The organism is Bacillus sp. MYb209 (assembly GCF_002975175.1).
In the GTDB taxonomy this organism is placed as follows: Bacteria; Bacillota; Bacilli; order Bacillales; family Bacillaceae_G; genus Bacillus_A.
In genome coordinates, this window is the sequence record NZ_PCNZ01000031.1 from 1 (window position 1) to 25,133 (window position 25,133).

The 25,133-nt window shown below is 33.2% G+C and carries 25 protein-coding genes and 4 pseudogenes; 22 read left to right on the plus strand and 7 right to left on the minus strand.

What is annotated here, in order from left to right; all coding sequences use genetic code 11:
* The first annotated feature begins 106 nt into the window (after positions 1 to 106).
* Together CQZ94_RS26070 and CQZ94_RS26075 are read left to right on the plus strand one after the other, a co-directional pair.
* Entirely contained in the window at positions 107 to 949 is an 843-nt protein-coding gene (locus CQZ94_RS26070; RefSeq protein ID WP_105587804.1) for a DUF3952 domain-containing protein, read from the plus strand.
* A 173-nt stretch (positions 950 to 1,122) separates the two neighbouring features.
* Positions 1,123 to 1,941: a DUF3952 domain-containing protein gene (locus CQZ94_RS26075; protein WP_105587806.1), complete on the plus strand. Its 819-nt coding sequence runs from the start codon at positions 1,123 to 1,125 to the stop codon at positions 1,939 to 1,941.
* Between the two features lie 473 nt (positions 1,942 to 2,414).
* Here CQZ94_RS26075 and CQZ94_RS26080 read toward each other — a convergent pair whose 3' ends face one another.
* The 6 genes and pseudogenes from CQZ94_RS26080 to CQZ94_RS26105 form a co-directional block, all read right to left on the minus strand.
* Positions 2,415 to 3,095 carry a DUF1266 domain-containing protein gene (locus CQZ94_RS26080; RefSeq protein ID WP_105587807.1) on the minus strand — a complete coding sequence of 227 codons (681 nt, stop codon included), beginning with the start codon at positions 3,093 to 3,095 and terminating at the stop codon, positions 2,415 to 2,417.
* Between the two features lie 12 nt (positions 3,096 to 3,107).
* Entirely contained in the window at positions 3,108 to 4,406 is a 1,299-nt protein-coding gene (locus CQZ94_RS26085) for a J domain-containing protein (protein WP_105587809.1), read from the minus strand.
* Positions 4,403 to 6,106 carry a molecular chaperone HscC gene (locus CQZ94_RS26090; RefSeq protein ID WP_105587810.1) on the minus strand — a complete coding sequence of 568 codons (1,704 nt, stop codon included), beginning with the start codon at positions 6,104 to 6,106 and terminating at the stop codon, positions 4,403 to 4,405. Before CQZ94_RS26090 ends, CQZ94_RS26085 begins: the two co-directional genes overlap by 4 nt.
* 512 nt (positions 6,107 to 6,618) lie before the next feature.
* Positions 6,619 to 7,014: pseudogene (locus tag CQZ94_RS26095) on the minus strand (IS6 family transposase); the annotation flags it as partial.
* A 243-nt stretch (positions 7,015 to 7,257) separates the two neighbouring features.
* A complete protein-coding gene (locus tag CQZ94_RS26100; RefSeq protein ID WP_105587812.1) occupies positions 7,258 to 7,689 on the minus strand; it encodes a DUF7832 domain-containing protein in 432 nt (143 codons plus the stop codon).
* A gap of 89 nt (positions 7,690 to 7,778) precedes the next feature.
* Positions 7,779 to 8,264: a hypothetical protein gene (locus CQZ94_RS26105; RefSeq protein WP_105587813.1), complete on the minus strand. Its 486-nt coding sequence runs from the start codon at positions 8,262 to 8,264 to the stop codon at positions 7,779 to 7,781.
* A gap of 860 nt (positions 8,265 to 9,124) precedes the next feature.
* On the opposite strand from CQZ94_RS26105, the gene CQZ94_RS26115 reads away from it, so the two are divergent.
* The 17 genes and pseudogenes from CQZ94_RS26115 to CQZ94_RS26205 all read left to right on the plus strand — a co-directional run bounded on the left by CQZ94_RS26115 (position 9,125) and on the right by CQZ94_RS26205 (position 22,025).
* Entirely contained in the window at positions 9,125 to 9,400 is a 276-nt protein-coding gene (locus CQZ94_RS26115; protein ID WP_105587816.1) for a hypothetical protein, read from the plus strand.
* Between the two features lie 43 nt (positions 9,401 to 9,443).
* A complete protein-coding gene (locus CQZ94_RS26120; protein ID WP_105587818.1) occupies positions 9,444 to 9,863 on the plus strand; it encodes a hypothetical protein in 420 nt (139 codons plus the stop codon).
* Between the two features lie 381 nt (positions 9,864 to 10,244).
* Positions 10,245 to 11,417, plus strand: coding sequence for a hypothetical protein (locus CQZ94_RS31975; protein ID WP_258166055.1), 1,173 nt, complete (start codon positions 10,245 to 10,247; stop codon positions 11,415 to 11,417).
* A gap of 18 nt (positions 11,418 to 11,435) precedes the next feature.
* Positions 11,436 to 11,783, plus strand: a complete 348-nt coding sequence (locus CQZ94_RS26130; RefSeq protein ID WP_016127911.1) for a hypothetical protein — start codon at positions 11,436 to 11,438, stop codon at positions 11,781 to 11,783.
* Between the two features lie 46 nt (positions 11,784 to 11,829).
* Positions 11,830 to 12,495, plus strand: a complete 666-nt coding sequence (locus CQZ94_RS26135) for a hypothetical protein (protein WP_016127912.1) — start codon at positions 11,830 to 11,832, stop codon at positions 12,493 to 12,495.
* 370 nt (positions 12,496 to 12,865) lie between these two features.
* On the plus strand, positions 12,866 to 14,476 hold the full coding sequence (locus tag CQZ94_RS31980) for a pre-toxin TG domain-containing protein (RefSeq protein WP_142395940.1): 1,611 nt from the start codon (positions 12,866 to 12,868) through the stop codon (positions 14,474 to 14,476).
* A gap of 12 nt (positions 14,477 to 14,488) precedes the next feature.
* The gene (locus CQZ94_RS26145) at positions 14,489 to 14,935 is read left to right on the plus strand and encodes a hypothetical protein (RefSeq protein ID WP_105587819.1); all 447 of its coding nucleotides are present in this window, start codon (positions 14,489 to 14,491) and stop codon (positions 14,933 to 14,935) included.
* A 661-nt stretch (positions 14,936 to 15,596) separates the two neighbouring features.
* The gene (locus CQZ94_RS26150; RefSeq protein ID WP_105587821.1) at positions 15,597 to 16,046 is read left to right on the plus strand and encodes an SUKH-3 domain-containing protein; all 450 of its coding nucleotides are present in this window, start codon (positions 15,597 to 15,599) and stop codon (positions 16,044 to 16,046) included.
* Between the two features lie 308 nt (positions 16,047 to 16,354).
* A complete protein-coding gene (locus CQZ94_RS26155) occupies positions 16,355 to 16,786 on the plus strand; it encodes a deaminase domain-containing protein (RefSeq protein WP_258166056.1) in 432 nt (143 codons plus the stop codon).
* 15 nt (positions 16,787 to 16,801) lie between these two features.
* Positions 16,802 to 17,158, plus strand: a complete 357-nt coding sequence (locus tag CQZ94_RS26160; protein ID WP_044438571.1) for an Imm3 family immunity protein — start codon at positions 16,802 to 16,804, stop codon at positions 17,156 to 17,158.
* A gap of 271 nt (positions 17,159 to 17,429) precedes the next feature.
* A pseudogene (locus CQZ94_RS32275) lies at positions 17,430 to 17,612 on the plus strand (hypothetical protein); the annotation flags it as partial.
* Between the two features lie 179 nt (positions 17,613 to 17,791).
* Positions 17,792 to 18,163 (plus strand): hypothetical protein, encoded by a 372-nt coding sequence (locus CQZ94_RS26170; RefSeq protein ID WP_105587822.1) that lies wholly within the window; start codon positions 17,792 to 17,794, stop codon positions 18,161 to 18,163.
* Positions 18,164 to 18,190: 27 nt separating this feature from the next.
* A complete protein-coding gene (locus CQZ94_RS26175) occupies positions 18,191 to 18,661 on the plus strand; it encodes an Imm30 family immunity protein (RefSeq protein ID WP_105587824.1) in 471 nt (156 codons plus the stop codon).
* A 56-nt stretch (positions 18,662 to 18,717) separates the two neighbouring features.
* Positions 18,718 to 19,185, plus strand: a pseudogene (locus CQZ94_RS26180) (DUF6985 domain-containing protein).
* A 359-nt stretch (positions 19,186 to 19,544) separates the two neighbouring features.
* Positions 19,545 to 20,066 (plus strand): annotated as a pseudogene (locus CQZ94_RS26185) (DNA/RNA non-specific endonuclease); the annotation flags it as partial.
* Between the two features lie 21 nt (positions 20,067 to 20,087).
* Positions 20,088 to 20,543 carry an immunity protein YezG family protein gene (locus CQZ94_RS26190; protein ID WP_105587825.1) on the plus strand — a complete coding sequence of 152 codons (456 nt, stop codon included), beginning with the start codon at positions 20,088 to 20,090 and terminating at the stop codon, positions 20,541 to 20,543.
* 780 nt (positions 20,544 to 21,323) lie between these two features.
* The gene (locus CQZ94_RS26205) at positions 21,324 to 22,025 is read left to right on the plus strand and encodes an SMI1/KNR4 family protein (protein WP_105587828.1); all 702 of its coding nucleotides are present in this window, start codon (positions 21,324 to 21,326) and stop codon (positions 22,023 to 22,025) included.
* A 76-nt stretch (positions 22,026 to 22,101) separates the two neighbouring features.
* On the opposite strand, the gene CQZ94_RS26210 is transcribed toward CQZ94_RS26205, so the two are convergent.
* Positions 22,102 to 22,470, minus strand: a complete 369-nt coding sequence (locus tag CQZ94_RS26210) for a hypothetical protein (RefSeq protein WP_105587830.1) — start codon at positions 22,468 to 22,470, stop codon at positions 22,102 to 22,104.
* Positions 22,471 to 23,011: 541 nt separating this feature from the next.
* Here CQZ94_RS26210 and CQZ94_RS26215 point away from each other — a divergent pair.
* The 3 genes from CQZ94_RS26215 to CQZ94_RS26225 are packed head-to-tail and all read left to right on the plus strand — an operon-like array spanning position 23,012 to position 24,985.
* Positions 23,012 to 23,521 (plus strand): hypothetical protein, encoded by a 510-nt coding sequence (locus CQZ94_RS26215; RefSeq protein ID WP_142395942.1) that lies wholly within the window; start codon positions 23,012 to 23,014, stop codon positions 23,519 to 23,521.
* A gap of 17 nt (positions 23,522 to 23,538) precedes the next feature.
* Entirely contained in the window at positions 23,539 to 24,513 is a 975-nt protein-coding gene (locus tag CQZ94_RS26220; protein ID WP_105587832.1) for a hypothetical protein, read from the plus strand.
* A gap of 16 nt (positions 24,514 to 24,529) precedes the next feature.
* Positions 24,530 to 24,985: a DUF6630 family protein gene (locus CQZ94_RS26225; RefSeq protein WP_097808649.1), complete on the plus strand. Its 456-nt coding sequence runs from the start codon at positions 24,530 to 24,532 to the stop codon at positions 24,983 to 24,985.
* The last annotated feature ends 148 nt before the right edge of the window (positions 24,986 to 25,133 follow it).

Here is a 25,133-nt window from a genome sequence, read left to right on the forward strand (position 1 = left end):
AGTATGTAAGTAACGAACCAGCTTTAGGAAAAGATGAAGTATACTATTATGTAAAAGGAAGCATAATCAAACTAAAAATGCCAAGAGTAACGAACGAGGTGACGGTGTGAAGAAAAAGAAAGTTAAGGGGATGCTTATTATCACGATAGTCGCGTCTTTATTGGGCGGATGTGGTTCATCTAAAACAAAGCCTCAAACAGGGACAAAAATTGAGTATGAAAGATTGGTAAAGGCGTTAGATGAAGGAGATATGAAAACGGTAATGTCTGCGAGTGATGATGGGTATGCGCATTTGAAAGAACAAATGATTTTTGTTACTAAAGAAGAAAAAGAAGATGGGATGCATGATAGAACGATATATCAAACTATTGATGGAATATACAATACAAAAGATAAAGTTTTATATGGAAATACAAATCAAGTATTAACTACTGATATTGATAGTGAAAAAGAGAAAGATACAACAAAAAATTATAAAAAAGAGGACATATATAGTACCAATATTATATACAAAAATGGTGAAGCTCAAAGTGAAAATCCTAAATTAGATGTGTCGACTATTAATTTAATTGTCGAAGGTTTACAAGGTATAGTTAAAATGAAACCCACCAAAGATATAAAAGAGTTTAGTGAGCCTAGTAGCATTAGTTATAGTTTAACAGAGTCACAATTTAAAGAGATAATAAATGATAATTTGAAGTTAGAATATGATAAATTTAGAAATGCATCAATTGTTATCGGCTTTAATTCTGCCAAAGATACTAAGGACCACCCAATGAGTATAACCGAAATAACCTTAGTAGTAAGATATTATAAAAAAAATAATCAAGATAAAATGTTGTTACATCGACAACAAATTGCTGCGAGTTTTAGTGACAAAGTTGAAAATACTCAAAATTCAAAAATGAAATATTTAGAATGTAAAAATCAATTCAATAGTAATAAATAATTAGGAAGGGGTTGAGGTTAATTATGGGGCGTTTTAATTTATCTCCCGACGAAGGGAAATTACAATTAGCAGGGAAGGACAATTACGATTTTAATAGGAGAGGAAGTATACTATTATGTTAAAGGAAACATAATCAAACTGAAAATGCCAAGAGTAACGAACGAGGTGACGGTATGAAGAAAAAGAAAGTTAAGGGGATGATTATTATGACAATAGTCGCGTCTTTATTGGGAGGGTGTAGTTTAGGAGAAACGAAGATTGACTATGAACCATTTGTAAAGGCTTTGGAAGAAGGAGATATGACGAAGGTTATGTCTGCGAGTGATGATGGATATGCACATGTGACACAAAGAGGTATATACAGTATGTACGAGCAAAAAGAAGATGGGGAGCACAGTAAAACAATTCGTCAAACTACAGAAGGTGTATATAATACAAAAGATAAAAGTTTATATGGAGACACAACACAAACAATTGCTACTGATATAGAGAATAAAAAGGAAAAAGGGACAAACGAAAATTATAAAAAAGAAACCGTTTATAGTACAAATATTATGTATAAAAATGGGCAGGAACAAAGTCCAGATTCTAATGTTGATGTTTCTTACGTTAACTTAATTGTGGATCGTTTAAAAGGAATAGGGAAACTAAAGATGAAGCCAGGCGATGATACAAAGAAATTTGATCAGCCTAATACAGTTGGATATAGCTTAACTGAATCAGAATTTCAGAGTATTATTAATGACAAGCTAAAAATACAATATGATGAATATGATGGGGCGACAATTGTACTTCATTTTGACTCAGTAAAAGAGCCAATGCAGATACTGCAAGTCAGTATTGATATAGACTACAAGAAAAAGAATGAAGAGGGAAAAGTAGTAGAATATATGTTACAGATACACACATACTTTAATAGTCAAAAAAGTAATAATCAAGATGCAAAAAAAGAATATGTAGATTATAAAGCACGGTACAAAAATAATACATAATTGGGAAAGGAGATAGGAGCATATGAATAATGAAGTGGAACAGGATAAAGAGTTACATGTAGCTTCTGATTGGGGAAAGTTGGAGTTAGCGGGGGAGGAATAAAATAATAAATAATTTAAAACAAGGCATCTTAGAGATTAAGAAAGTTTTAATAACCCCTAATTGTAGATTGAACGACCTTATTATGGAATTTAATAAAGATGATATTAAAATGATTAAGGTGGTACTATACTGGATCGTGACCACAATGCAGCGATTAACATTGAAAAATCCGGCTTAATGCAAATTGCGTATCAGCCAGCTTATTAAATGTACATAACATCTATATAACTGTAGGGCAAGGTCTTGTCCGAACAGTATAATCTACGCCTGTGGAGAGCGTGTAAGACCGGATCTCGTAAGAGATAGGCAATGCTTGTAGAATCAGGAAGCCCCCACTTCAAGCGGTGATAACCGGTAAGTGGGGGGGAGTTCACCTTAAATCTTTAAGTAGATTATTTTCCCATGGAACAACACTCAATAGAGTTTTTTTATAATCAAACAAGTGCGATACGTAATTAATATTATACTTATCTTTATTTATGAATTCTATATCATTTGCGTTAAAGTGGCTGCCGATACGAAAGGCGTTAAAATACTCGTGCCAATCTGAATAAGCATGTTGTGAAAGTCGTGCAGCCTGTATCATAAAGTTCTTTGCTTCCTGTTTTGATAAATAACCGAGTCTTCTACCGACCCGACATAAACAGATACACCATGCATAATCAAACGCTGCAATTCCGGAATCCGTCAAAATATGTAATCCGTAATTAGCAATATAAAGTTTTTCATAGTCAGGATGGTCTTTCGATAATTGCTTTCGCGCTGCCTCGGAAAGAGGAGTCAATTGATAGCGTTTACGATTAAATTCCTGCCGTGTTCCTTCTTCTAAAAACCAAATGATTTTCTCTTTTAACTCTTTCGGATTTTCGATCTTCCATGCCCATAACACGTTCTTCAAAAAACGTTTCCCAATAAAGCGGTCTCTGATAAGGGTGAATTCATATCGGGTAAAGTAGTTTGTAAGATAAAAACAATTCAAACAAACGGAAGACAGACAGCGGAAATATAGTTCGAGCTGTTTCTCTCGTTTTCTTTTATATAAAACAGGCATTCTGTCTCCTCCTTATGCTAATGTTTTAAGCCTAACGAATTTCCATGCTTCCCAAATAAGTGGGAGTAGGAGAAGTAATGCATATTTAGATGGTAATGGGGTTAAAACAATAAGAATCATAAAGATCAAATAAACCCAGGTGCGGCTAATAAATATAAATAAAAGATATAGCGCATAGTGGATAATAAACTTCGTATTTATTTCTTGTTTCTGTCTCTTCTCTGGAATTTCAGTGTGAATTCGAATACTGTATGAGCGAAATTCTACGCGCTCCGGATAACGCTTTACCACATCTAACCCCCTAGTGGCTACAGTTTCTATATCACCTGATTCGAACGAATACTTCACTAATAAGAACTGTGCGTCCATATGCTCCGGCTCAATCGAAAGTAGATGCTCACAGTCCTTGATAGCATCTGCAAACTGCCCGCGGTCATAGTAAATCTGAGCGCGATACAGTAAACCATCCAGGTCATCTGGGCAAATGACAAGTATGTCATTGAATGATTGTAACGCACGTTCTTTATTTTCGATGCGTAAATAATAAATGCCCTGCATACGTAAAAGTTCCGGATCTTCTTGATAAAGCTCATATGCAAAATCGAGTGCACTTTTTGCTGCTTCTAAGTTATTATTCATAAGTGCGAGCTGGACTTCTTCACGTAAATGAAAATACGCTTCAAAATCTAAATCATCACTTTTCTTGAAAAGATCATAACGCATTTCCTTCTCGCCGCTCATTCTCTCTAGCAAAAATTGTACCGTTTCTTCACCGTATTCAAACTCTAACTCCTCTCTTTGCTCACTAAAGCGAAATACATTGTCGAGAAGTTCCCAAATCGAGCGGGGGAAATGGTAATGATATTGTAAAAATTCTATTAATCTATCTTGAATCACTGCCGCATGTTCTACGTCCCATATCACATCGGAACTTAATAAGTCTTCCCAATTTTTCGGTTCGATTCGTGCAAAGAAATCGTTATACAGCGTCTCGATTTTTTCCGTAAATGCGTGAATGGGATGTTCTGAAACGAGAGTAGCGGTAAGTTCAGCGTCACCATCCATCCATGTAGGAGATACAGGATGGATATAGGAATTTCCTTCGTTTTCATCTGTTTTTTCTAGTTGAGAGGGAGGTGCGGTCTTCATTTGTTTTGCGCTTTTTATCGCTTTATCAAATGCTTCTCTCAGCCGCTGATATCCTTCAGGATCGTCTTCGGGATGATAAATCTTTAGAAGTTTTGCATAAGCCTTTTTAATAGCTGCAACATTATCGGTAGGCTCAATTTCTAACGTTTCCCAAATGCTCATGAATGACTGATCCACCTTTCTATATGCTCTAAATGCTCTTTTAATACATGAGCGGCTTCTTTCACTTTTTTATCATTTTGCGTTGTGAGCGCATTTTCAAATTGCTGTAACAAGATAGCGACTTTCTGGCGTTCGTCACCGAGTAATTCTTCATAGAGCCGTTCGCCTTTTGCGAGCAGCAATCGGTTTTCGGACCGGTCTCGTGGATGAATTTTAATTTCCTTCAATTCTAGTAGTCTAGCTTCAATTTCTTTTTCTGTAAGATTTCCGGCATTTTGTTGGATAATTGCTCTTTTTTTCTCTCCAGTTGTTGTACTTATTACCTCGACTTCGAGAATGCCATTTATGTCATATGTATAACGAATGTCAATCGCCTCTTGTCCAGCAGGAGCAGGAGGGACTTTAATTTTAAGTTCGCCAAGTTTTAAGTTATTTTTAACCAAGCGGTTTTCTCCTTGATAAACATCGACAAGTATGGAGTGTTGTCTATCATTGACAGTATAAAGTCGTTCCACTCGACTTACGGGAATCGGTGTATTTCGTTCAATAATCGGGAAGAAGTATCCGGATTCTTGTTGTCCGTTTCCTAACGCTTGAACAACACTAGTTCCTAACGTATATGGACAAACATCCGTTAAGATAACTTCTTCTAGTGCTTTGTTTCGTTCTTTTAAAGCAACTTGAATCGCAGCACCTAAAGCAACCGTTTCATCAGGATTAATATTCGCATGAGGCATGCGTCCGAACATTTTAGAAATGACGGATTTGATAAGCGGCATCCTTGTCGCCCCGCCAATTAGAATGACAGCATCTAAATCCTTAGGGTTTAGCGACGCATCACGAAGTGCGCGTTCAATCGGATAGCGAAGCCGTAAGAGGAGCGGGGTTACTAATTTTTCAAATTCACTTCTGTTAATGCGAGTTTCATACGTCTCATTATGAATAACGACTTTCATAATCGCGGCAGGCTCATTACATAATGTAAGTTTGCATCGTTCTGCTTGTGCATAAATTAAAGATAGCGTTTTTGAGTCAAGGGAATCGGAATCGAGTTGGTGTGACTCTAAAAAAAAGGACATGAGACTGTTTGTGAAGTCTTCGCCTCCAAGATAATTATCGCCGGCGATTGATTTAACATCCATCACTCCTTCAAATAATTCCAAAATGGACACGTCAAATGTTCCGCCGCCTAAATCAAATACAAGAAATTTTGTCTCTGCCGCTTCCTGATTCAGTCCGTAAGCGATAGCAGCTGCCGTTGGCTCACTAATGAGACGTTCAACTTTTAATCCAGCAATTTCAGCAGCTCGTTTTGTCGCTTTGCGCTGAGCATCGTTGAAATAAGCAGGTACGCTAATGACAGCACCAGTAACCGCTTCGTTTAAATAAGCTTCTGCATCTTGTTTTAAAGATTGAATGATAAAAGATGAAAGTTCTTCTGAAGAAAATGTATACATACCTAACTCGTATTTTTTCTCTGTTCCTATAAATCGCTTAAACGTTGATGCTGTAACGTGCGGATGGGTAATCAGCCGTTCTTTGGCGATGCGTCCGACTAAAACTTCACCGCTCTCATCAACACTGATGACAGATGGTGTAAGATATTCGCCAAGTGCATTTGGGATAAGGGTTGCACCATGATCCGTCCAATAGGCTACTAAACTATTCGTTGTTCCTAGGTCAATTCCAATCGTTACCATAATAATCTCCTCTCGTTTTTACTCTATCATACTATATAGTATTATAATAATATATAGTATGAGAAAAATGGAATCGTAGGGTTTTATTTCTTGAAGGAAAGGGGGAGAAACAGATAGTTTAGTAGTGTTGAGTTTGTTATAAGTAAAGAGGTATAATTTTATCAGAATGTTTTTACAAACATGGTGAAATTTTATGTAAAGGGTGGTAAAGAGGTCAGATGATAATTGGAATTATATGTTTGATTTTAGGAATAGCGTTAATTTGGATGAGTGGAGGGGGACTTTTATTATTGGTGCCTGGCATTCTGTTTACAGTGGCGGGCGGTGTTATATGTGTGATTTTTAGACGGTTAGAAAAAGAGAGAAGAAGATTAAGTAAGAATAGTTAGAAGTTACATATTGTATAGTTTGTACTTACATAATTAGGCGGAAGCATCAAGTCTAAAACAGGTTCTTGTGCAAAAATAAAACAAAAGAGAATAAAGCATATATATTCCTAACGGAATCGTATCTTATGTTGCAAGTCCAAACAATTGATGGATGAATTCTTTTTGATTTTGGACAGACTGGTTCCGTAAAGCAATCTGTTCTTTTTTAATCATATGCATGGCTTCTACTCCAGAAAGAATAGATGTAGCTGTGTCAAAAGATTTAAGACCTAGCATAGAACGGATTCGCTTCTTTATAAAGCAATGATCTTGTTCTACTATGTTATTCAAGTACTTTTGTTGTCTAAGTCGCATACCGTTAGGTATGCTTTTTTCTTTTTTTAGCTTTTCAATTGCTATAGGATAAGCTGGATTCTTATCGCCTGTTATCACACGTGGCTTTGAAACATGAAAAGACCGCAAGGCTTTCTTGAAAAGGCGCTTTGCAGCCTTATGATCTCTTGTTTTGCTTAAGCAAAACAAGAGATCATAAGGAACTGTTGAGTGATAATAAAGTTGTTTCGCTGTGATCGAATAAAAAAAATCGACCACCCGTTACAGGCGGCCTTAATTTTAAGCCACTATACTGTTAAACTTCTAACTCCGCTACCATATCGTCCAACACGTTCGCCTTCAAGTTCTAAAACGTCAACTTCTCTATCAACCTCTCTATATACTGTTCTTTCGTATTTCGTAACTAATATTTTTTTCGATAATAAGCTGTTACAGTTTCTGTATGTTGTTTTTCCAAAACATATAGCTATAATCAATCTCTTCTTTTAATTCAAAATAGTTTTCCCAAGTGTCTTGTACATGATAAAGTGTTTCGCCGGCATCTACAAAAACATCCATATAATCATTCATATACTTCCAACGATTATCAGTATTAAAGTAATACATTGCAAATTGATTGCCCTCATCATTTAACATGTCGTCTGCAAACACGCCACCCCAATTCATATAGATTTGCGTACCAGTGATTTGTCTATGCTTAAACCTATTAATGTCATCTTTAGACTTTTCTTCAAATGCTATACTAAATAAATTATTTTCAATTATCCACCCAAGAAACATACCAGTATGTACATATGCTTGTTCAATTGGAAGATCCTCTGGAAGATCATCAAAATAGTACTTAGCCTTATCATAAATCACGGTGTCCAACTCCTTTTCATATCTCATTCATTTTGCATCCAAGTTTGTTCATTTTAGGATAAGTTTTTTAAAACATTACCCTCTTTAGTTTAATAAAGCATGCCTACTTCTTTCAATACCTTTTGATAAGTCTCATCATTTAACTCTTTAACATCATTTCGAAACAAATTTTTTCTAACGGTATCGAATAGACCACTTGGGATGTTAGGAAATTCACTTTCCCAATTCTCTCTTTTATCCAACTGAATTAGCGATTCAACAGTAACAAGATAAATATTTGGGTATTGCTTCTTAATATCAGAAGAATACCTCAGAAACTCTTTTAAGTATTTATCAAAATGGTGGCAATCGTATTCTTCAGTACCTGTATAGAATGGGAATCCACTTTCATCTTCCCACTCAAGGAGAAGTCCTAAAAAAGCAATAAGTGAACCCGCTCTATATCTCAAGTTATTATCATTAAAGTGTTCATAATAGGTGTACAACAATTTGCCACACCAATCTAAGTCGATTATGTCACCCATTTCCTTTATTTCATTATGTAGCAAATCCAATTTCCCTTGAATGGAATCCATTAATACCTCTCCTTTCAAAACAAAACTAAATATTAATTTCACAGCAATTGAATTGCATGCTTCTTTTAAACTAACATGACCTCACTTGTTTAATAAGAAACTGAAATCCCTTCTACCTAGAATAAGTTATTCCAGTTCATCTTTTTTATAAACGATTGAACTTTTTTCAAAACGGTGCGACTTTCTTACAAACGGTACATCTTTGTTTCAAACCGACATTTGTTTTATCTTAACAAAAGGTGCTTTCATGTACAGAAAATAATTTTTCAGTCTAAAACATTTTTTTAATAAAACACTAATTTCCTGTAAGTGTTTTAAAAGATAAAGAACAACTGTTTACTGTATAAAAATAGTGCTATTACCAAGAGGGATTTTTTACTTCCCCTTAGGATAGCACTACACTACATTATATTCGACTATTGTTTGAATTTGAAAATTTAATAGAGGATATAGCATCAATAATTCAACCATCTAAGGAGATAAAAGAAAAGCTAAAACATTGTTATTTGGGAAAGTAAGAATGTAGGAATATATATAAATATTATTGTTTAATATATGAATTTGAAAATTTCACAGTAGATATATGGAGTATTAAGGAAATACTAAAGTAATAATTATATTAATTTTAATAATGAATTATCTCAAAAGAGATAGTTTTGAATATTATAAGGATATATGTTATTAATAAACCCTTCTCTTTTTGTTAGAATGAGAAGGGTTTTCGTTTTTAATCTAAATGATTAAAAAAATCTAGTTAAACATATAGAAAATGAATAGGAAAGGTAATTATAAAAAATGGGATATTGATAATTGTGCAGAAGTTTGGAGCGCAAGAGATGCAATATTAAAAGGCGCAAGATATGATAATTTTATCGTTAGAACGGAAACCTTACGAGGTGGTTTTGCTGAACCTTGTAAAAGGAGGAAAAGCAAAGCCGATATTGGATGAACAAATGATGAATAGATTAAGAGAAAGTGGCGTAGAATTTGATTCTATATTACTGCAACAAGTTGATAAAGATGGAAAATATGTTTACAAGAGTATTTGTGATACTTTAGAGGTGTTAACAGATGGTTCGAACATAATTAAAATCAATAATAGTGATTTGAATAAAATGGAAATAAGGAAAATTTAAGCGGCAATCAAAACATAGAAAATAACGGTGGAGGAATAAGATAATGAATAATTTGAAGCAAGGTATATTAGAGATTAATAAAGTTTTAATAGCTTCTAATCTTAACCTGAGCGAAGTTATTATGAAATTTAATAAAGATGATATTGAAATAATGAAAATAGATGCTGAAACTACAGTTGTAGGACTTTTATCCCCAACCAACATAGGAACCAAAAATTTCGGTGTAGAAATCTTTTTTGAAAACGAAATAATTTGGTTTATAGAACTTAGAATAGATGACCCAAATATAAATGGGTGGGATTATAAAGAAATGCTTGCGCAGCATGGGGATTGGCTTGTAGAACAAATAGGGCATCCAGCAGGAATATTATCCGAAAATATATATGAGTGGGGGAAAATAACACAGTGGAATGATCCTAGATCATGTAATGCTGGTATAAAAATAAAATATTTTCAAAAGTAAGAGTAATAGAATTTAAGACATTGCATATAGAGTATAAAGACTTTGATGAAAATGATTTTAAATTAGGAGAACTGGTTTTACTTGACGGTCATAAGTGAGTAGGTTTATTGGAAGGATTAGACATATTTTATTCTTCTCTGATTAGATTTGGATGGTAGCTTATCTATCTCAGAGGAAGATGAGTATGTCTCTTTTTATTTTTTAGAGATAATTAGAGGATTCAAATTTAAGACATTAAAAAATCTATACTATTCAGAAGGGAATGTATCTTATACTGCCTACCAAAAGGCAGCATTGAATTGCCGTGCATTTACTTAGGATTCAATTAAAAATCCACAACAAAACAAAAAAAATTGGCGTGATATAGCAATACTAGGCACAGTGATTGTATTAGTAATTGCCACACCTGTCTGTCCGCCAGCAGGTGTAGTATTAGGTGCTCTTGTAATGAGTGTTGGTGCGATGGAAGTTTCCAGTACGGCAACGGGAAAAGAATGGATGACAGGCCGAAAACTTGATACATCCGAACGTGTGCTGCGAGATGTATCAGGGTGTATAGATATAGAACCTGTAGTAAAAGGATTGCATGCCTTTGGAAATCTAACAACCGGCTTAAAATCAGGTGTTAGTACGACGACGATTAAAGGCGCTTCTAAAGTAGGATTAGAAGAAGGCGGATCTCGTTTGAAGCAGATTGATAGTCTTCTTGCGGAACAAGCGCAAAATGCGAACCGATTATCTGGAGAGAAATTTGATAATCTTTCTCTTAATATAGAGAAGAAAACACCTGTGGAAAATGCGCCAGTGATTGAGAAGAAATTGGCGGATTTTTTTGATGGGTTGAATTTGAAGAATGGTTCGAAGGAGACAGCAGGGGAAGTTAAATTCTTAAAAGAAAACGTATATCAAATGAATTCATTTCAGGAGAGTGTAGGCTCTATACTAAAAAATGAAGGAGTTACTTTGGATGAATTTAATTCAATGAGAATGAAATTATCCTCTGAACTGACAGATGAACAAAGAAGAATTATGGTGAAGGTAAGAGAAGCAGTTCCAACTCCGAACAATGATACAATATTACAAAAAGTATTCGATGGCGGAAAGATTGAAAATTACTTAAAAGAAGATGAACCATGGAATACCGTAGGTGGATTTGTAACTAGAGCCCAAGATGTTAAACAATTAAGTACATTGAAAGATGTTTATGGTGGATTAAGGCTTGATTATAATGGAACTCCGTTTAATGTAGGAATGGATAAAGATTATGGAATAATAAGATTTAAAACAAATGCAGCAGAAAAATTGGATATCCCATATGGGTCATCTATGGAGGGGATAGGTGCAAGGCCACCAGCTAAGGGATTTGACAACTCACCAGATCCGTTTACAGGACATGGATTTACTAAAGATATTAATGGTAATATTATTCCAGAATATACAATGCCATATTTGGAACCTAAAGAAGGAGCAGAACTATTTAGGGTGAACAGTATTACTGGAGATGAGGAGTTAATTGCTAAATTAATAAATGGTAGATTTATAAAAATTAAGTAAAAAGGGAGGGGGGTATTTATGTTACTTGGTACATATACTTTATATATGGGTAAACAGTATAAAGTTCTTAATTATGACAAAGAAAGTAAAAACGTTAAACTACAATTAGATGATAAGATAAATTATAAAATTGTAAAAAGGGATGCTGTTGGAGAAATATATTATATACAGACCAACTGTTTTTATAAAGGTTACGAATTTCAAGTTATATCAGAAAAAGAGGATAGTATATTAATTTATACTCCTAATTATGAAGTAGGAGCTGAGTTAAATATGGAATTTATAGAACGCTCTGTATTTCATAAGTGGATAAAAAAGAATGAAGTAGATAGAATAGTAGAAGAAAAAACGGTATTAGATTTATAAGATTTTATTGGCCTATTAATCAAAATTATCAAATCGAGGTATAAAAATGTATAACGATGATGTTAGAAATAGAATTATAGAAATAAGTAAAAAGAAGGATTCCTTACATGAATTAATTCAAATGCTTTCAAGACAAGCAATAACATATTATTGTCTATGTAATTCTGATAATTCGTTAGCTAAGGTAAAGTTGAACAAAAATGAATATATAGTAATAGCTACAAGTAAAGATGTACTAACTGAAACTAAGAAGTATTTAAATCTTGATAATTTTGTTGAACTTGATGCTGTAAATGTACTTAAAAATATTTTAAGAATGGAAAATCAGGGAGTTATAATTAATTTAGGAGATGAATCTCAATTAACTCTTGATCCAGATATGTTAAAACTTTTGTATAGAGAAGTTGTAGTAATGGATTTGTATATGAAAGGAGGAGCATATGTACTACAATACAAAAATGATTTCCTGCTGATAGAAGTAGAAGGTATGAAGTTATTAAGTATTTCATTAATAGAAGAAGAGCTAAGAGAATTAAATCAGAAGTTAAATCACAATGGTAAAGTAGTATTTAAAAGTTGGAAAGAAATATTACCATACTTTGTAGCGACTCAATGTAACGCATTAGGGTATAACCTTAATAATAAAGATATGACAATAGTTAAAGATCCTTATTTGGCATGGCTTTATGAGAGTCCGTTCCAAAATTCATAGAATATTTTTAAATAAGTAACAGGAATTTTTTCGGTATACAGAGATAAAAGAAACTAATCATCTATATGTGATAGGTGATTAGTTTTTTTATTGTTTGATAATTTTTTTAGTAATCGTGTGTTTTTCTAGAGTCATTTCCTTTATAACTCATCGATAACTGTAATAATTTAAAGGTTGCAAAAGATTCTATTTTACACTTGTTCTTAATTTTTGAGGAGATTATAAGGAAATAAGTGGTTGTATAATGAAACTGACAAAAAGGATAGTATTTACAATCCACTTCAAAGGTTTATCATTCTTTATGTCTCGACTACGATAAAGCACGAGATATACTTAACAGGGATGTGCTGTAATTAAGTTAAAACTTGATATGATGAAGGATACAAAAGATTCCATTTGGGATTATGATGAGGATCGAGTTGTCCATCGTCCGTATAAGAGTCAAAAAGGAAAATATCAGGAATTACAAAAAGATTACAATGTGCTCCATGATTTTAGCGGAAAAGTAGGCGGTCTCATCGACACTGAAATCGACCAGCCGTTTTATGAAGATATGGATGCCTTCGCAGAAGCGATGCGAGATTTAACAATTGATAAATATGAAACTAGCAACACCATTGGCGCCAAAGAAACAATTATGACAGGGTCCTATGGACAAACAGCGGAGCACATAAAAGACAAGATCAAAGTGAGTGATATTTTCTCTTCCAACAACTTTTTTATGACCAGTTTAAAGGCAGAGTTTGACGCATATAAGAAAGAGAATCCAAAAGACAACATGTCTTATGAGACCTATCAACAGAGAAGATTAAACAGCCGAGCGTTTAATTATGACTCAATAAAAGATCAACAACAAAATAAGGAATTTTGGCGTGATGTGGGGATACTGGGCACGACGCTATTGTTAGCTGGTGCCACAGTGTTCTTTCCACCAGCTGGTGCAGCATTATTTGCCTTTACAGCGAGTGTTGGTGTAATGGAAGTCTCCAGTGCAGCAACGGGAAAAGATTGGCTGACACAACGGAAACTCGATACAAATGAACGTTGGCTACGAGGTGTGTTGGGATTCGTAGATGTAGCACCTGTAGCTAAAGGATTGCATGCCTTTGGAAATGTCACAACAGGCTTAAAATCAGGTATTAGTACGACAACAATTAAAGGTGCTTCCAAAGTAGGGTTAGAAGAAGGCGGATCTCGTTTGAAGCAGGCTGATAATCTTCTTACAGAACGAGCGCAAAATGCGAATCGGTTATCTGGAAAGAAATTCGATAATCTTTCTCTTAATATAGAGAAGAAAATACCTGTGGAAAATGCGCCAGTGATTGAGAAGAAATCGGCGACGTTTTTTGATGGGTTGAATTTGAATAATGGTACGAAGGTTGCTGGGCAAGCGCAAAATGCGAACCGGTTATCTGGGGAGAAAGTTCCTGAAGAGGGGATAAGAAAAGCTGGAGTAGGTAAAACTGGTGAAGGAATACCCTTAGAAGAAGTAAAGCCAGATGTACTTAAGCAGATACACCCTGATGATAATGGAGCATATGGGTATTTACCAAATGAAGGTACTGCATACCATAAACCAGAATATGATTTTACTGATGTTGATTGGGTAAAAGGAATGCAAAATGTTAGGAAGGATTATCTTGAAGCATCTAAACAATTAGAAATTGATATTAAAAGAATGACTTCGGAAGGATTTTCTAAAGAAGACATAGCAAAACATGTTGTTGATGCACGTAATCAACAGAAAGTTACAGCTAGAGCAGACATGACAGCAGAAGAAAGAGCAGGATTAGAAGCGAGGAATATGGAAAAATATGATAATCCAATAGGTCCAGATTCACAATGGTTATTTAGTAAAACTAAGAAGAAATTAATTAAAGAAGGCACATATATAAATGACGACGAAATTTGGAGTAGTATTATTAAAAAATCCATGAAAAAAGATGATGTAATAAATACACTATTAGGGTTAATTCATTAGGAGGAGTTAGTTATGATATTTTTAGATAATTATTCTAAAAAGAACACATATATTAATATAACACCAGAAGGATATTCACTAGTTGATGCAAATAGTATAAATGATATAGAAAATGGAGAAGGTGGATTTAGTGAAGATGGTGAGCTATTAGGGCTATATATTGACGATGGCAAATTATATTTCCAATATAATGATAAAAGGTATGAAACTAAGCCAGATGAAATAAATTGCACAAATGAAATATTAGATGATGGTAAGCGTAATTTCAGAATAAAAATAAAGGAAGTCCTTGTCTGTAATATTATATACAAACCATATATAAGTCCATTCGTTTTAACCTTCGGAGATGATGAAGATGAATTTGATTTTTTACTTTATTTAAGTAATTTAATGGCAGATGAAAATTCTATTAAAAATTTTATTAAAGGCATAAATAATTTAAAGCAATATTATTCCTAAGAAAGAGAAATTCTATTTTACAAATAGTTTTTTACTGCAAAATTAAGTAGTACCTAGATGCATAAACTAACAGAATTAATAAATGGTATAAAAACTAGGATAATAATATATATAAATGAATTCATAATTGTAATAATGCAGTGAAAAGATTAAATGAATCAGTTGAAATTTAAGTAGGCTGATTTATTGTTTTTTTAGTAGTTAATATATGCTATAAATATGGACAGTTTCATAAAAGAGTTTTTAAGAATATGAATAAAAAATGACTTTGGATTATTGTTCCAAAGTCATTTTTACATTTATGCAATTGAGAAATGACTAGTTAAAAATTATTAAATTATAACTCTAATTTCAGAATGCTAACAGATAAAAAATTGGCATAGAAATCATATGAGATTTAACGATTGATAAATATAAAACTGGAAATATCATCGGCATGAAAGAAACAATTGCTGTTCCTATGTCCAAACGACAGAGCGCGTCAAAGACAAAATCACTATGAATGATATCTTCATTTCCAACAATGTGCTTACGACCATTAGGATAATTTTATGATTAGAACGGAAAACCTACAAGGTGGTTTTGCTGAACCTTGTGAGAATTGTAGTAGAACGTTTTTTGATTTCTATAATATTGATAATGATAAATAGGAGGAATGAATATGGGAATATCAAATAAGACAATAGAAGAATTGAAAAAAGCGGGATGGTATGAGGGTAGAAAAATAGACATATCAGAAAATGTAAAGTTTCTTGAAGAAAGAGGCTTTGAAGTTTTTGAAAGTGCAAAAAAATTTATGGAGGAGTTTGGAGAATTACGAATCAATGTTGAAAAGATTCGTTCAGATGGGTCTAAGAAAATATCTAAACATACCACTTGCATTAAAGAAGTGATAGGTGTGTTAGATAGTTTGTGTTTTGGTTTAGAAAATTTTATTGATGATAAAGTTATTCCTGTAGGTTCACTCTATAATTTTGAAATAGATGTATATATATCAGAATCAGGAAGAATATTTGAATCAATAGGTTGGACAGGAGAGAATGCTTTAGACGCATTGGATAATATTATTCTTGAAAAAGGAACAGTGATTTGGGATGAATTTGAAGGATAATAATAATTTTCTAATGAAAAATTATGTCCTAACCTATTGCATAATTGTAATTAAGCAGTAAGTAGTGGGAAGGGGCCAGAGTGGTAGATAAAACTAAAGGTAATTTTAAGTTAATGAAACTAAAGACTAGTTTTAAAATATCTTGCCACTTAATCATCGTTTGCTCTAAATGAAAGATGTAATGAAAAGAAAAAATAGATTTATATTATAACTAAGAATAGAACCAATGTTTCTAATGGAAGAAGCGTTGGTTCTATTTTTATGCAAAGAAGTTGGAGGATTAATAATAATGTATCATAATTGATAGAGTGAAAGAGCTAAGAGGGAATTTATCAAGTAAATATAAAAAAGCTGGTAATTTTGCCCTTGCAGAAGTGGATGTTAATAGTTTAAACAAAAAGGAGTTTTATGCTTCAAGTAAAATAGATGAATTTAAAGGGAATTTAGAAGAAAAAGTTCCTGAAATTTCATTAAAACCAAATGAGCCAATTTTTGAGGCATCTCTAGCACCTGGTAAAGATGGAAAACCTTATATGCGAGATTCTGACACTGAGTATAAGATTTTGAATGAAATTGCTTTAAAACTGGGTGATGATGTAAATGCTACTGGTAAAATTAAGTTATTCACAGAACTAGATACGTGTGATAGTTGTAGCAAAGTAATAGCTGAATTTGCTAATAAATATAAGAATATTAAATTGGAAGTTATTCACAATAACGGTGAAAGACTTAAACCATAAAAGAGGAGTGATATCATGGAAGACTGGGAATATAATGAAATATTTGAGGCGATTAACGAAGACTATAATGATTATTTAAAATTAAATAGGGGACATGAATATGCAATAGCAAGAACTGTTAATGAATATATAAATCTTGGAAAGGTAGAAGACTTTATTGTTGATACTGCTGTAGGTGAAATATTGTTATCCAAAAATAAGGTCTTTATTGGATATGTTGAAGGTATAACAAAGAGATTAAGTATGTTTAAAGATTTAGATGTTACAAACGAACTGACACAAGAAGAAATAGCAGATTTGACTAATAGGATAGAGAAAGTATTAGATGGTCTTAGTAAGGTTGAGATAGATTATAACCCTTATTCCGAGTAGTTATTTGCGAAATTGAACAAGAGTATTTTTAAATTATGAATTGATGATGTAATTAACTAAAAAGCACTTGATTTCCTTTTAGGGCATTAGGTGCTTTTTATGAGATATTTATGCTTTGGACAACATGAATGATGATATGCTGAAATTCATGTTGTCCATGAAGGTAGTACCATCATGGAGTACAATGTGCAATGATAGAATAGAAAACAAAGTACGAGCTTAGGCGAAATGACATTTTACATGGTGGTGAATATAAAAACATGGAATGGGCATGAAACTAACGAACTCGTACAAAATCGTAAGTTTTAACGTAGTAGTTGTCATGATATACAAAAGGTGTCATACTGTTACTACAAAACTTACAAATTTATGCTACTTAAAAACAGATGAACTTAAAGCACTTGATTGTCTACGAAAGGCAACGAGTGCTTTTTTGTATTTTAGCGTAGAAATAAGTCGGTACACGTATAATTTTATAAGTATACTAAGGGTACTGGTAAAATTGATTATGATGAATTTAAAGTACGACTTAAAGAACGTTATAAAAGATTTGTGGATGATACGAGACGAAATATACCACAAATAAGTACAGAATTGCTTCCAAATGAGTTGAATCATGGAGAGTTTGGAAGGTTGCCCAATGCAAAAGGGGACAATATAACAGGTCACCATATGCCGCCTAATAAATATATGCAAGAAGAGTTTGAGATTAAAACTAAAGATAGTTATGCGATGTTCTTAGAGCATTCGCATCCAGGAGATGGTGTATGGCATAGGAGAACTTTTACATATGTATTGAGTAAAAGAACAAGGCCAGAGGATTGTGATTTATATATGTCTTTGAAGCCACGGGATTCTCTAGCGTTTGATATTAATGATTTAAGGCGAATTATGAAAGAAGATGGATTATATAACAAAGACAATAGAGAGAAGCTTAAAGAATATATTGATTACTATAAAAAATATGAGCATAATGATTTGAAGATATTTGGCAAGCCAAAGTAATAGTGGATAGAAAGGAGGGAGAGCACAATGGAATTTAAAGAGGATATTTCTATTTTATACAAAATGCGTTTTCTAGAGAATGAAGGAGATAATATTGAGGAGTTTGAAAATATTCTCAATGATTTATCACATAGAGGAACAAATAATATAATTCCTGATCTTTGTATGATTTTTGAGGATGATATTGCTGAGCCATCAGCTGGTGATTACCTTATTGAAACGATATTTTATATTGTTGAACATTCCGGGATGGAGGAAGGACTATACAAATTAGCCATTGGTATTCCTAAAATGTTACCTCATGCAGAATTCTGGGCGGAAAGAATTCATCGGACACTATTAAATTCAAAAGGTTTAGTAGTATCTTATATTAATGCATTAGAAAATGTAAATAGCTCAACTAAACAAATAATTAAAGGAATTCTTCTTGAGATAAGAGAGGACGATCCAGATTTATATTCAGAAAAAGTTAATTCAATCATAGAGAAATTAAACTAAAATAAAAAAGCGTTTGAACCGAGAGGATTTGCGAGCAAATAAAAGGGAGAATTAAAATGAGAATAAATGATTCAGTTTTCGGTAAACTCGAATATGATTTTGTGTGGTCTAAGGATACTACCATTAGTTTTTTTGGAAATGAAGTCAAAATAGCATTGATAGTGAAGGGTGATGAGTCTGGTCAATTTGATGAAGAATAATATGTAGCATACACTTCGCTTATGCAAAATTGGGAACACTTGCAACAAAGGTTTTTGCAACCGATTTTAGAGTATTATAAACAAGGGCGACATGAACTAGGTTATGATATTGAAGTAAATGAAAGTTATCCATTAGTTGAAACCACTGATAAAATACTAGAAATGATCAATCTAGATGGAATTATTGTTCCATATACGGGTATTTTTGAAGGACGAGATATTGGAATTACATTTAATTGTACATGGGATATAGAAAATGGACTAGGGCTTCGTCTATTAGATGAACAAGTAACTGAAGTAGGTTACCAAGATGTTGTAATTTAAAATAGGCTGTTAAAAAGTACATACTCTATGATGGTTGTACCATCATAAAGTATTACGTGCAATGATAGAACAGAAAACGAGGTACGAGCTTAGGCGAGGTGACATTTTACTATGCGACGAATATAAAGACATGGAATGGACATGAAACTAACGAACTCGTAACCTCGTAAGTATTAACGCAGTAGTTGTCACGACATATAAAAGGTGTCATACTATTACCATAAAACTTACAAATTTAATGCTACTTAAAAATAGATGAAATTTAATGTTATTTAAAAATAAATGAACTTAAAGCACTTGATTGTCTATGATAGGCAACAAGTGCTTTTTTAATTGATTGGTATACTTTAAATTCATAAATAGTTGGTAAGTTGGAAGAAGTAACGGCATTAATGAATAAGTTGCCGAGTAGTATGAAGAATGTCGTGGAGAAGATTAAAAATATTGAGATCCCGAATTTTGGCCCTAAAACTTCGTTTGCTGGCATTGGGAATGGAGGAGGCGGAGGATTAGACGCTCTGAAAGATGCTTATCAGTTTATGAAGGAGAATGGGGAGAAGGTTTTTGGTAAGGGTACGGGTGAAGTTAGAGAAGGTAATTCTGATTTACTTGATAATACAGGCAGATTTAAAGATGCTGAGTTGCAATCGAAGTATGATGAATATTGTGAAAGGAAATATAAGGCAGGTGAAGCACCTAAAGATCCACTAGAATGGAAAGAAGCAAGTGAAAAATGGGCTGCGGATTTAAAAGAAACACCACCAAAAAAAGTAAGAGTTAAGGTTGATATAATATACTCTGGGAATGATATGCGTCCAGACAAAATTATAGTTAATTACACTATAGACGGTAAGGCGGACTTCCAAGTCATTAAAAATTAATTTAAGGAGTAAAAAAGTAGTATGAGAGAATTTGAAGATAAATTTAGTGAATTGCAATCAGATATGATAGCTATATGTATGGAATTTGTTGAAGATAGAGCCGATAAAGTATATGTTTATGCTTCACGTGAAGAAGGTATTATTTCAGGTAGATTCTTTTATTTAATTAATAATAAGTATGTAGAGCCTCATAAAGTGAATGATGCATTGGAGAATGGGGATGAAAGATATGATGTATCTCCAAAACGAGGGTTTACGGTATTGCGTATAATATGTGAAGACATCAAAAAAATAAAAGAATTGTGCAAAGAATATGAACGAGACATGCCAACAGAGATGAAATTAATATATGATGTTAAGAGTGGAAAGTTTAAAGCTGAGTATAAGTATGATTTAGTATATACAAATGACGATGTTAAAACGGCTGGGCATATTGCTGATGAGTGGTTTGAGGAAGTGAAAAATAATAACCTTTAAAAGGTTCACAGTAATAGTTATATCTAAGTTGAATGAATAACTTATGATGGTTGTACCATCATAGAGTACTATGTGCAATGATAGAATAGAAAACGAAGTACAAGCTTAGGCGAGATGATATTTTATTGTGCGGCGGGTACAAAGACATGGAGTGTATAGTAAACTAACGAACTCGTACAAACTCGTAAGTTCTAACGTATTACTTGTCATGACATATGAAGGGTTTCATACTGTTACTAGAAAAATTACAAAATTATGCTACATAAAACCAGTTGAATTTAAAGCACTTGATTGTCGATTAAAGACAACAAGTGCTTTTTTATTAATAGGGGACCTATAGCTTCATAAAAGTATTTTTTATAAATTAAGGAAAATACAAATTGCTAGTATAATTGAAATTAAATTAGTAAAAACAGCAGACAACGTATCCGCCATCTTTAAAGGTGTAGAAATATTACCAGACGGGACAGAACGAACTTCAGCGGAAAAGTAAAAAAGCCATGATATATAGTTGGTAAGTTGGAAGAAGTAACGGCATTAATGAATAAGTTGCCGAGTAGTATGAAGAATGTCGCGGAGAAGATTAAAAATATTGAGATCCCGAATTTATTCCCTGAACCTTCGCTAGCAAGTGGAGGGAAAGTCGGAGGATCAAACTAGTCCTGACTTTAGGAGCAAGATGATTACAAGAGAAAAACAGCTTGAAAGAATATTGCAAAAACAAATTGATGATTTTAACAAAGAATAATATAAAATAATATTAAAAAGGATGGGAAAAAAATGAGTTCTAAGTTAGATATATTAAGAGAGTATAATGAAGGTATTCAATTGATTAATGTAAATGAATTTAAGAATATAAACTCATCTTTAATTCCTGCTTTATGGGTGGAAGTATTTAGTGAACATGATAGAGAAAAGAGAATCGAGAAAATTTTAAGTATATGGAAAAAATATGTAGATAATAATTTATCTAATACTATTGCTTACTTATCAGAATACCTTGAGGATATTGAACTGATGGTAAGTGAGGACACCTATTCAATCTTGTATACAATAAAAAATCAAGGTGGAGAAGATTTATATTATGAAGGAAGAAATCCTAAAGATAGTTTTAATAATGAGGAATTAGAATCTTCATGGAGAGAAATTCCTGAATCTATTAGGGACTTTTACGAAAATGTTCATAATGGATTTTATGATTACACAAGTGAATCGATGGGATTGATGCCATTAGAAGCTATAACTTACTTTGGGGATGATGACTTAGAGTGGGGGATTATAGATGAATTGGAAGAACCTATACGGATTAATTTAAAAACATCTTTTGGATTCTTTAGTAATGGTATAGGGAGCTACATAGCTATAGATTATGAAAATTGTAAGAATAACAATGCTACTTTTTGGTCAGCTAAGAGTCAGCCTAAATATAATGTTCACTTTTGGAATTTTGTAGATGAATGGATTGTTATCGGTTTTGAATAAAAGGTTTTTAAAATTTTGATACAAAGTCTATAAACTTAAAGAGATTTTTAGGTTTAGAAAACAAAAAGGCCAGGAATTATTCGTGGCCTTCCTTTTTGGTTACTTGCATTTTTACATTTTCAATTTCACTTTCAAGATACTCGAAGTTTTGCATTACTTTATTCTCTAAGTTAGCATAACTAAATTGAACTTTTTTAAGGGTAGTAGCAATACCTTCTAATTGTTCTGTATTCTTTTCTAAGTTTATGAACAATTCTCTTTCTCGTCTATCTGAACGTTTGCGTTCTTCTACTAGTAGTTTGTAATGAATACCTCTTTCTTCTTTCATGTTTTTGGTTAAGGAACTAACCTGCTCTTTATGACTATCACTAACGCTTCGAACATACCCCATAACTTTAACAGACATGAAAATAACAAAGATCATAATAACGCAAAGTAGAGCCATGAAAGGTTTATCGCCATGAGTGAATTGATCGATTCATCTTGATAAGATTTTACCTCTTCTGGTGTCGTGCAGCGACAATGAAGTGAACCCAAAAAGTTAGACACTTTTTGGGTTCATTTCAGAGTGCTTTTTTGTGTTTTAACGTGAAAATTTAAAAGAGAATTATAATTTTATAAGTGTATTAACTTTTAAATTTTATAGATTGTAAGGGCTGTGAACAGTGTATGATGATAGTAGAGGGGAAAAATAAGGACCTGTTGCAAAGTTTGAAGAAAGCATAAACAGATTGGCAAATGAGGAAAAAGGAGTAGGAAGTAGCTAGCAATTGTTGAAATTCATTGCATGTTGAAAAAGCGGAGTCTCTTTGCAGACCTTTTCTGAGGTTAAGAATGGAACTAAGGGTACGGTTAAAGGTGGCTCTGGCAGTAACATTTCAGACAATATCTCAAAAGAAATTAAAAAGTTAGATAAATAAATAAAAAGATTGAAAAAAGAAGAAAATGACAAAGAAATCAAAAGATTAACGCGAGAAAGAAATAAATTGGCCAACAAGTTGGATACGAGAGATATTATTAGTGATCGTTATGACTTGGAGGTTCCAAAGGAGTATGAAAGAAAAATCGATAATTCAAAATGTTTTTCTCATGATAAAGGTGATTTTGGGGAAGAAGTGACAAAAATCTTAGCTAGACAAAATAATTTAGGTAAAGACGTTTCCGATCTATTCCAAGTGGGGAGAAACGGCATAGATGTAGCGTTCCTATCGGAAGGGCCGCCGCCAAAGTTAACGATTATTGAATCGAAGGCATCAGATTCCGCTAGTTTTAGTTACTCGGATAAACAGAAAAAGGGCGGAGATAAGTACTTCCAAGACATGGTTAAAAGCAATGATTCTAGGTATGCCAGTTTTAGAGATAACTTAGCGGAACTGAAGGAGGAGAATCCTGGTCTAAAATTCGAATTTATTAGAGTTGAAACAGATATCAAGATCACTGATATTGGATTCGGCGTTGATGAGTTACAGGTAAAGAACTGGAAGAAAATAGATTAATTCATAGGTGGGATACAATGATAAACCAAAAAAAGTTAGAAATGGCTTTTAAAAGATATAGCAAAAATTTTGTGGATGGAATCAAATTTGAAGATGTTAAAGATAAATATAATGTCAGTAGAAGAAAGATTGAGAAAATCGTTGAGCAAAATGAAACAGATAAAGATCACATACTATTAATAAATCTAAGCAAAATTTCCTCATATCACTTGTCATTATGGAAAAACGATGTATTGATCAGCGGGGGAAACAATGCAGAAGGATTAAAGAACATGCAGAAAGTATTATTTTACCAGTGCATGGGACAGGATCTCTATACAAGCAGGTATCCAGGGATGATCTTGGAATATACGTTTAGAGAAGTCGTCCTCACATTAGTTCATTTTGCAATGTATGGATGGGAGAAAGAAGAAAATATATTATATGATTTTATGACTCATCACTTCGGTGAACATTTAATAGATGCCAATGAAGAGGATAGACATATTTGGTTTTTGCTAGAGCTGTACTTGCAGTATAGAAATAAAACCATCATGGGAACGAATAAAAAATTGCATCTAGCTGTGAAAAATAAGTTTAAGGAAGCTGAACTGCGATGCGGCTCAATCCCTGAAGACCTGAACATTTATGATGAAGTGCTGGAACGTTGGTCGACTGGTGATTTAGAAGAAATAGAACATCTAATTTCGATAATGTCACAGTATCATTCTGCATTAGCTTCTGAAATCGGACAGCTAGGTGAATTTGGCGATTTCGGATACGGATTTTATCCTTTTGAAATCTTATTCTTGATCCATGTAAGGAAACAACTAGGTTTGCCAGTACCTACTCAATTCGATAATTTTCTGATGAATACTCCAGAAGCGAAAATGGTATTTAGAGAACGTGAGCCATACCCTGAGTGGGATCCCGTGCTTCAGATGATCGATCAATTTTATCGTAAAAACTACCCAGAATATATTCCTAACAAGCATGGAGAATTATTTCAATAAAAGGGAGGAAGCTAATATGCCGGATAAAGGGATAGCACAGATTATATTTCCTGATAGCAAGGATTTGGAAACGTTTTTGAAGGAACAAGGAAGTTATGACTTACATGAAGACCTATTAAAATATGGATTGACGACGAAACAGTTTTTATACGTTGACTATAAAGGTGAGCAATACCAAGAAATTGTCAATTTTATTCTTGATTACGAATTTGCCCACCAAATTGAATTAGCAACACAAGAAGAACTCGAGAAATTAGAAGCATTTAATTATGAATTTTTACCTGAAAAGATCCAAGAGGTCAACAAAATACTGTCACCAAAGGGGTATGGACTATTTTCATATCCAAATTCGGGCGACTTCTTCGCACTATTCATTGTAAAAATAGAGACTATAACAAAATTGCTGCAAGAAGAAGTGCTGCTTGATGATAGAATCCCTTTTCAAGAAAGGTGTATCAAGTATTATAGATAGACCTAAGATTGTATGTCTTCAACCTTGACTCCGGTCAAGGTTTCTTTATAAGTTAATATCAAGATTGCATAGCTATCTAGAATGTGCTATTTTTGGCCATGTACGATTGTAATAACGCCATGTGTTACGGTGATCATTCATGTTCTTG

Coding starts and splice junctions, on each gene's coding strand:
- CQZ94_RS26130 (WP_016127911.1), top strand. CDS start 11,436: ATGTTACTTGGTACATATACTTTATATATGGGTAAACAGTATAAAGTT.
- CQZ94_RS26090 (WP_105587810.1), bottom strand. CDS start 6,106: ATGGTAACGATTGGAATTGACCTAGGAACAACGAATAGTTTAGTAGCC.
- CQZ94_RS26075 (WP_105587806.1), top strand. CDS start 1,123: ATGAAGAAAAAGAAAGTTAAGGGGATGATTATTATGACAATAGTCGCG.
- CQZ94_RS26145 (WP_105587819.1), top strand. CDS start 14,489: ATGATATTTTTAGATAATTATTCTAAAAAGAACACATATATTAATATA.
- CQZ94_RS26115 (WP_105587816.1), top strand. CDS start 9,125: ATGATAATTTTATCGTTAGAACGGAAACCTTACGAGGTGGTTTTGCTG.
- CQZ94_RS31980 (WP_142395940.1), top strand. CDS start 12,866: ATGATGAAGGATACAAAAGATTCCATTTGGGATTATGATGAGGATCGA.
- CQZ94_RS26080 (WP_105587807.1), bottom strand. CDS start 3,095: ATGCCTGTTTTATATAAAAGAAAACGAGAGAAACAGCTCGAACTATAT.
- CQZ94_RS26120 (WP_105587818.1), top strand. CDS start 9,444: ATGAATAATTTGAAGCAAGGTATATTAGAGATTAATAAAGTTTTAATA.
- CQZ94_RS26160 (WP_044438571.1), top strand. CDS start 16,802: ATGGAAGACTGGGAATATAATGAAATATTTGAGGCGATTAACGAAGAC.
- CQZ94_RS26150 (WP_105587821.1), top strand. CDS start 15,597: ATGGGAATATCAAATAAGACAATAGAAGAATTGAAAAAAGCGGGATGG.
- CQZ94_RS26190 (WP_105587825.1), top strand. CDS start 20,088: ATGAGAGAATTTGAAGATAAATTTAGTGAATTGCAATCAGATATGATA.
- CQZ94_RS26225 (WP_097808649.1), top strand. CDS start 24,530: ATGCCGGATAAAGGGATAGCACAGATTATATTTCCTGATAGCAAGGAT.
- CQZ94_RS26135 (WP_016127912.1), top strand. CDS start 11,830: ATGTATAACGATGATGTTAGAAATAGAATTATAGAAATAAGTAAAAAG.
- CQZ94_RS26220 (WP_105587832.1), top strand. CDS start 23,539: ATGATAAACCAAAAAAAGTTAGAAATGGCTTTTAAAAGATATAGCAAA.
- CQZ94_RS26105 (WP_105587813.1), bottom strand. CDS start 8,264: ATGGATTCCATTCAAGGGAAATTGGATTTGCTACATAATGAAATAAAG.
- CQZ94_RS26205 (WP_105587828.1), top strand. CDS start 21,324: ATGAGTTCTAAGTTAGATATATTAAGAGAGTATAATGAAGGTATTCAA.
- CQZ94_RS26085 (WP_105587809.1), bottom strand. CDS start 4,406: ATGAGCATTTGGGAAACGTTAGAAATTGAGCCTACCGATAATGTTGCA.
- CQZ94_RS26210 (WP_105587830.1), bottom strand. CDS start 22,470: ATGGCTCTACTTTGCGTTATTATGATCTTTGTTATTTTCATGTCTGTT.
- CQZ94_RS26175 (WP_105587824.1), top strand. CDS start 18,191: ATGGAATTTAAAGAGGATATTTCTATTTTATACAAAATGCGTTTTCTA.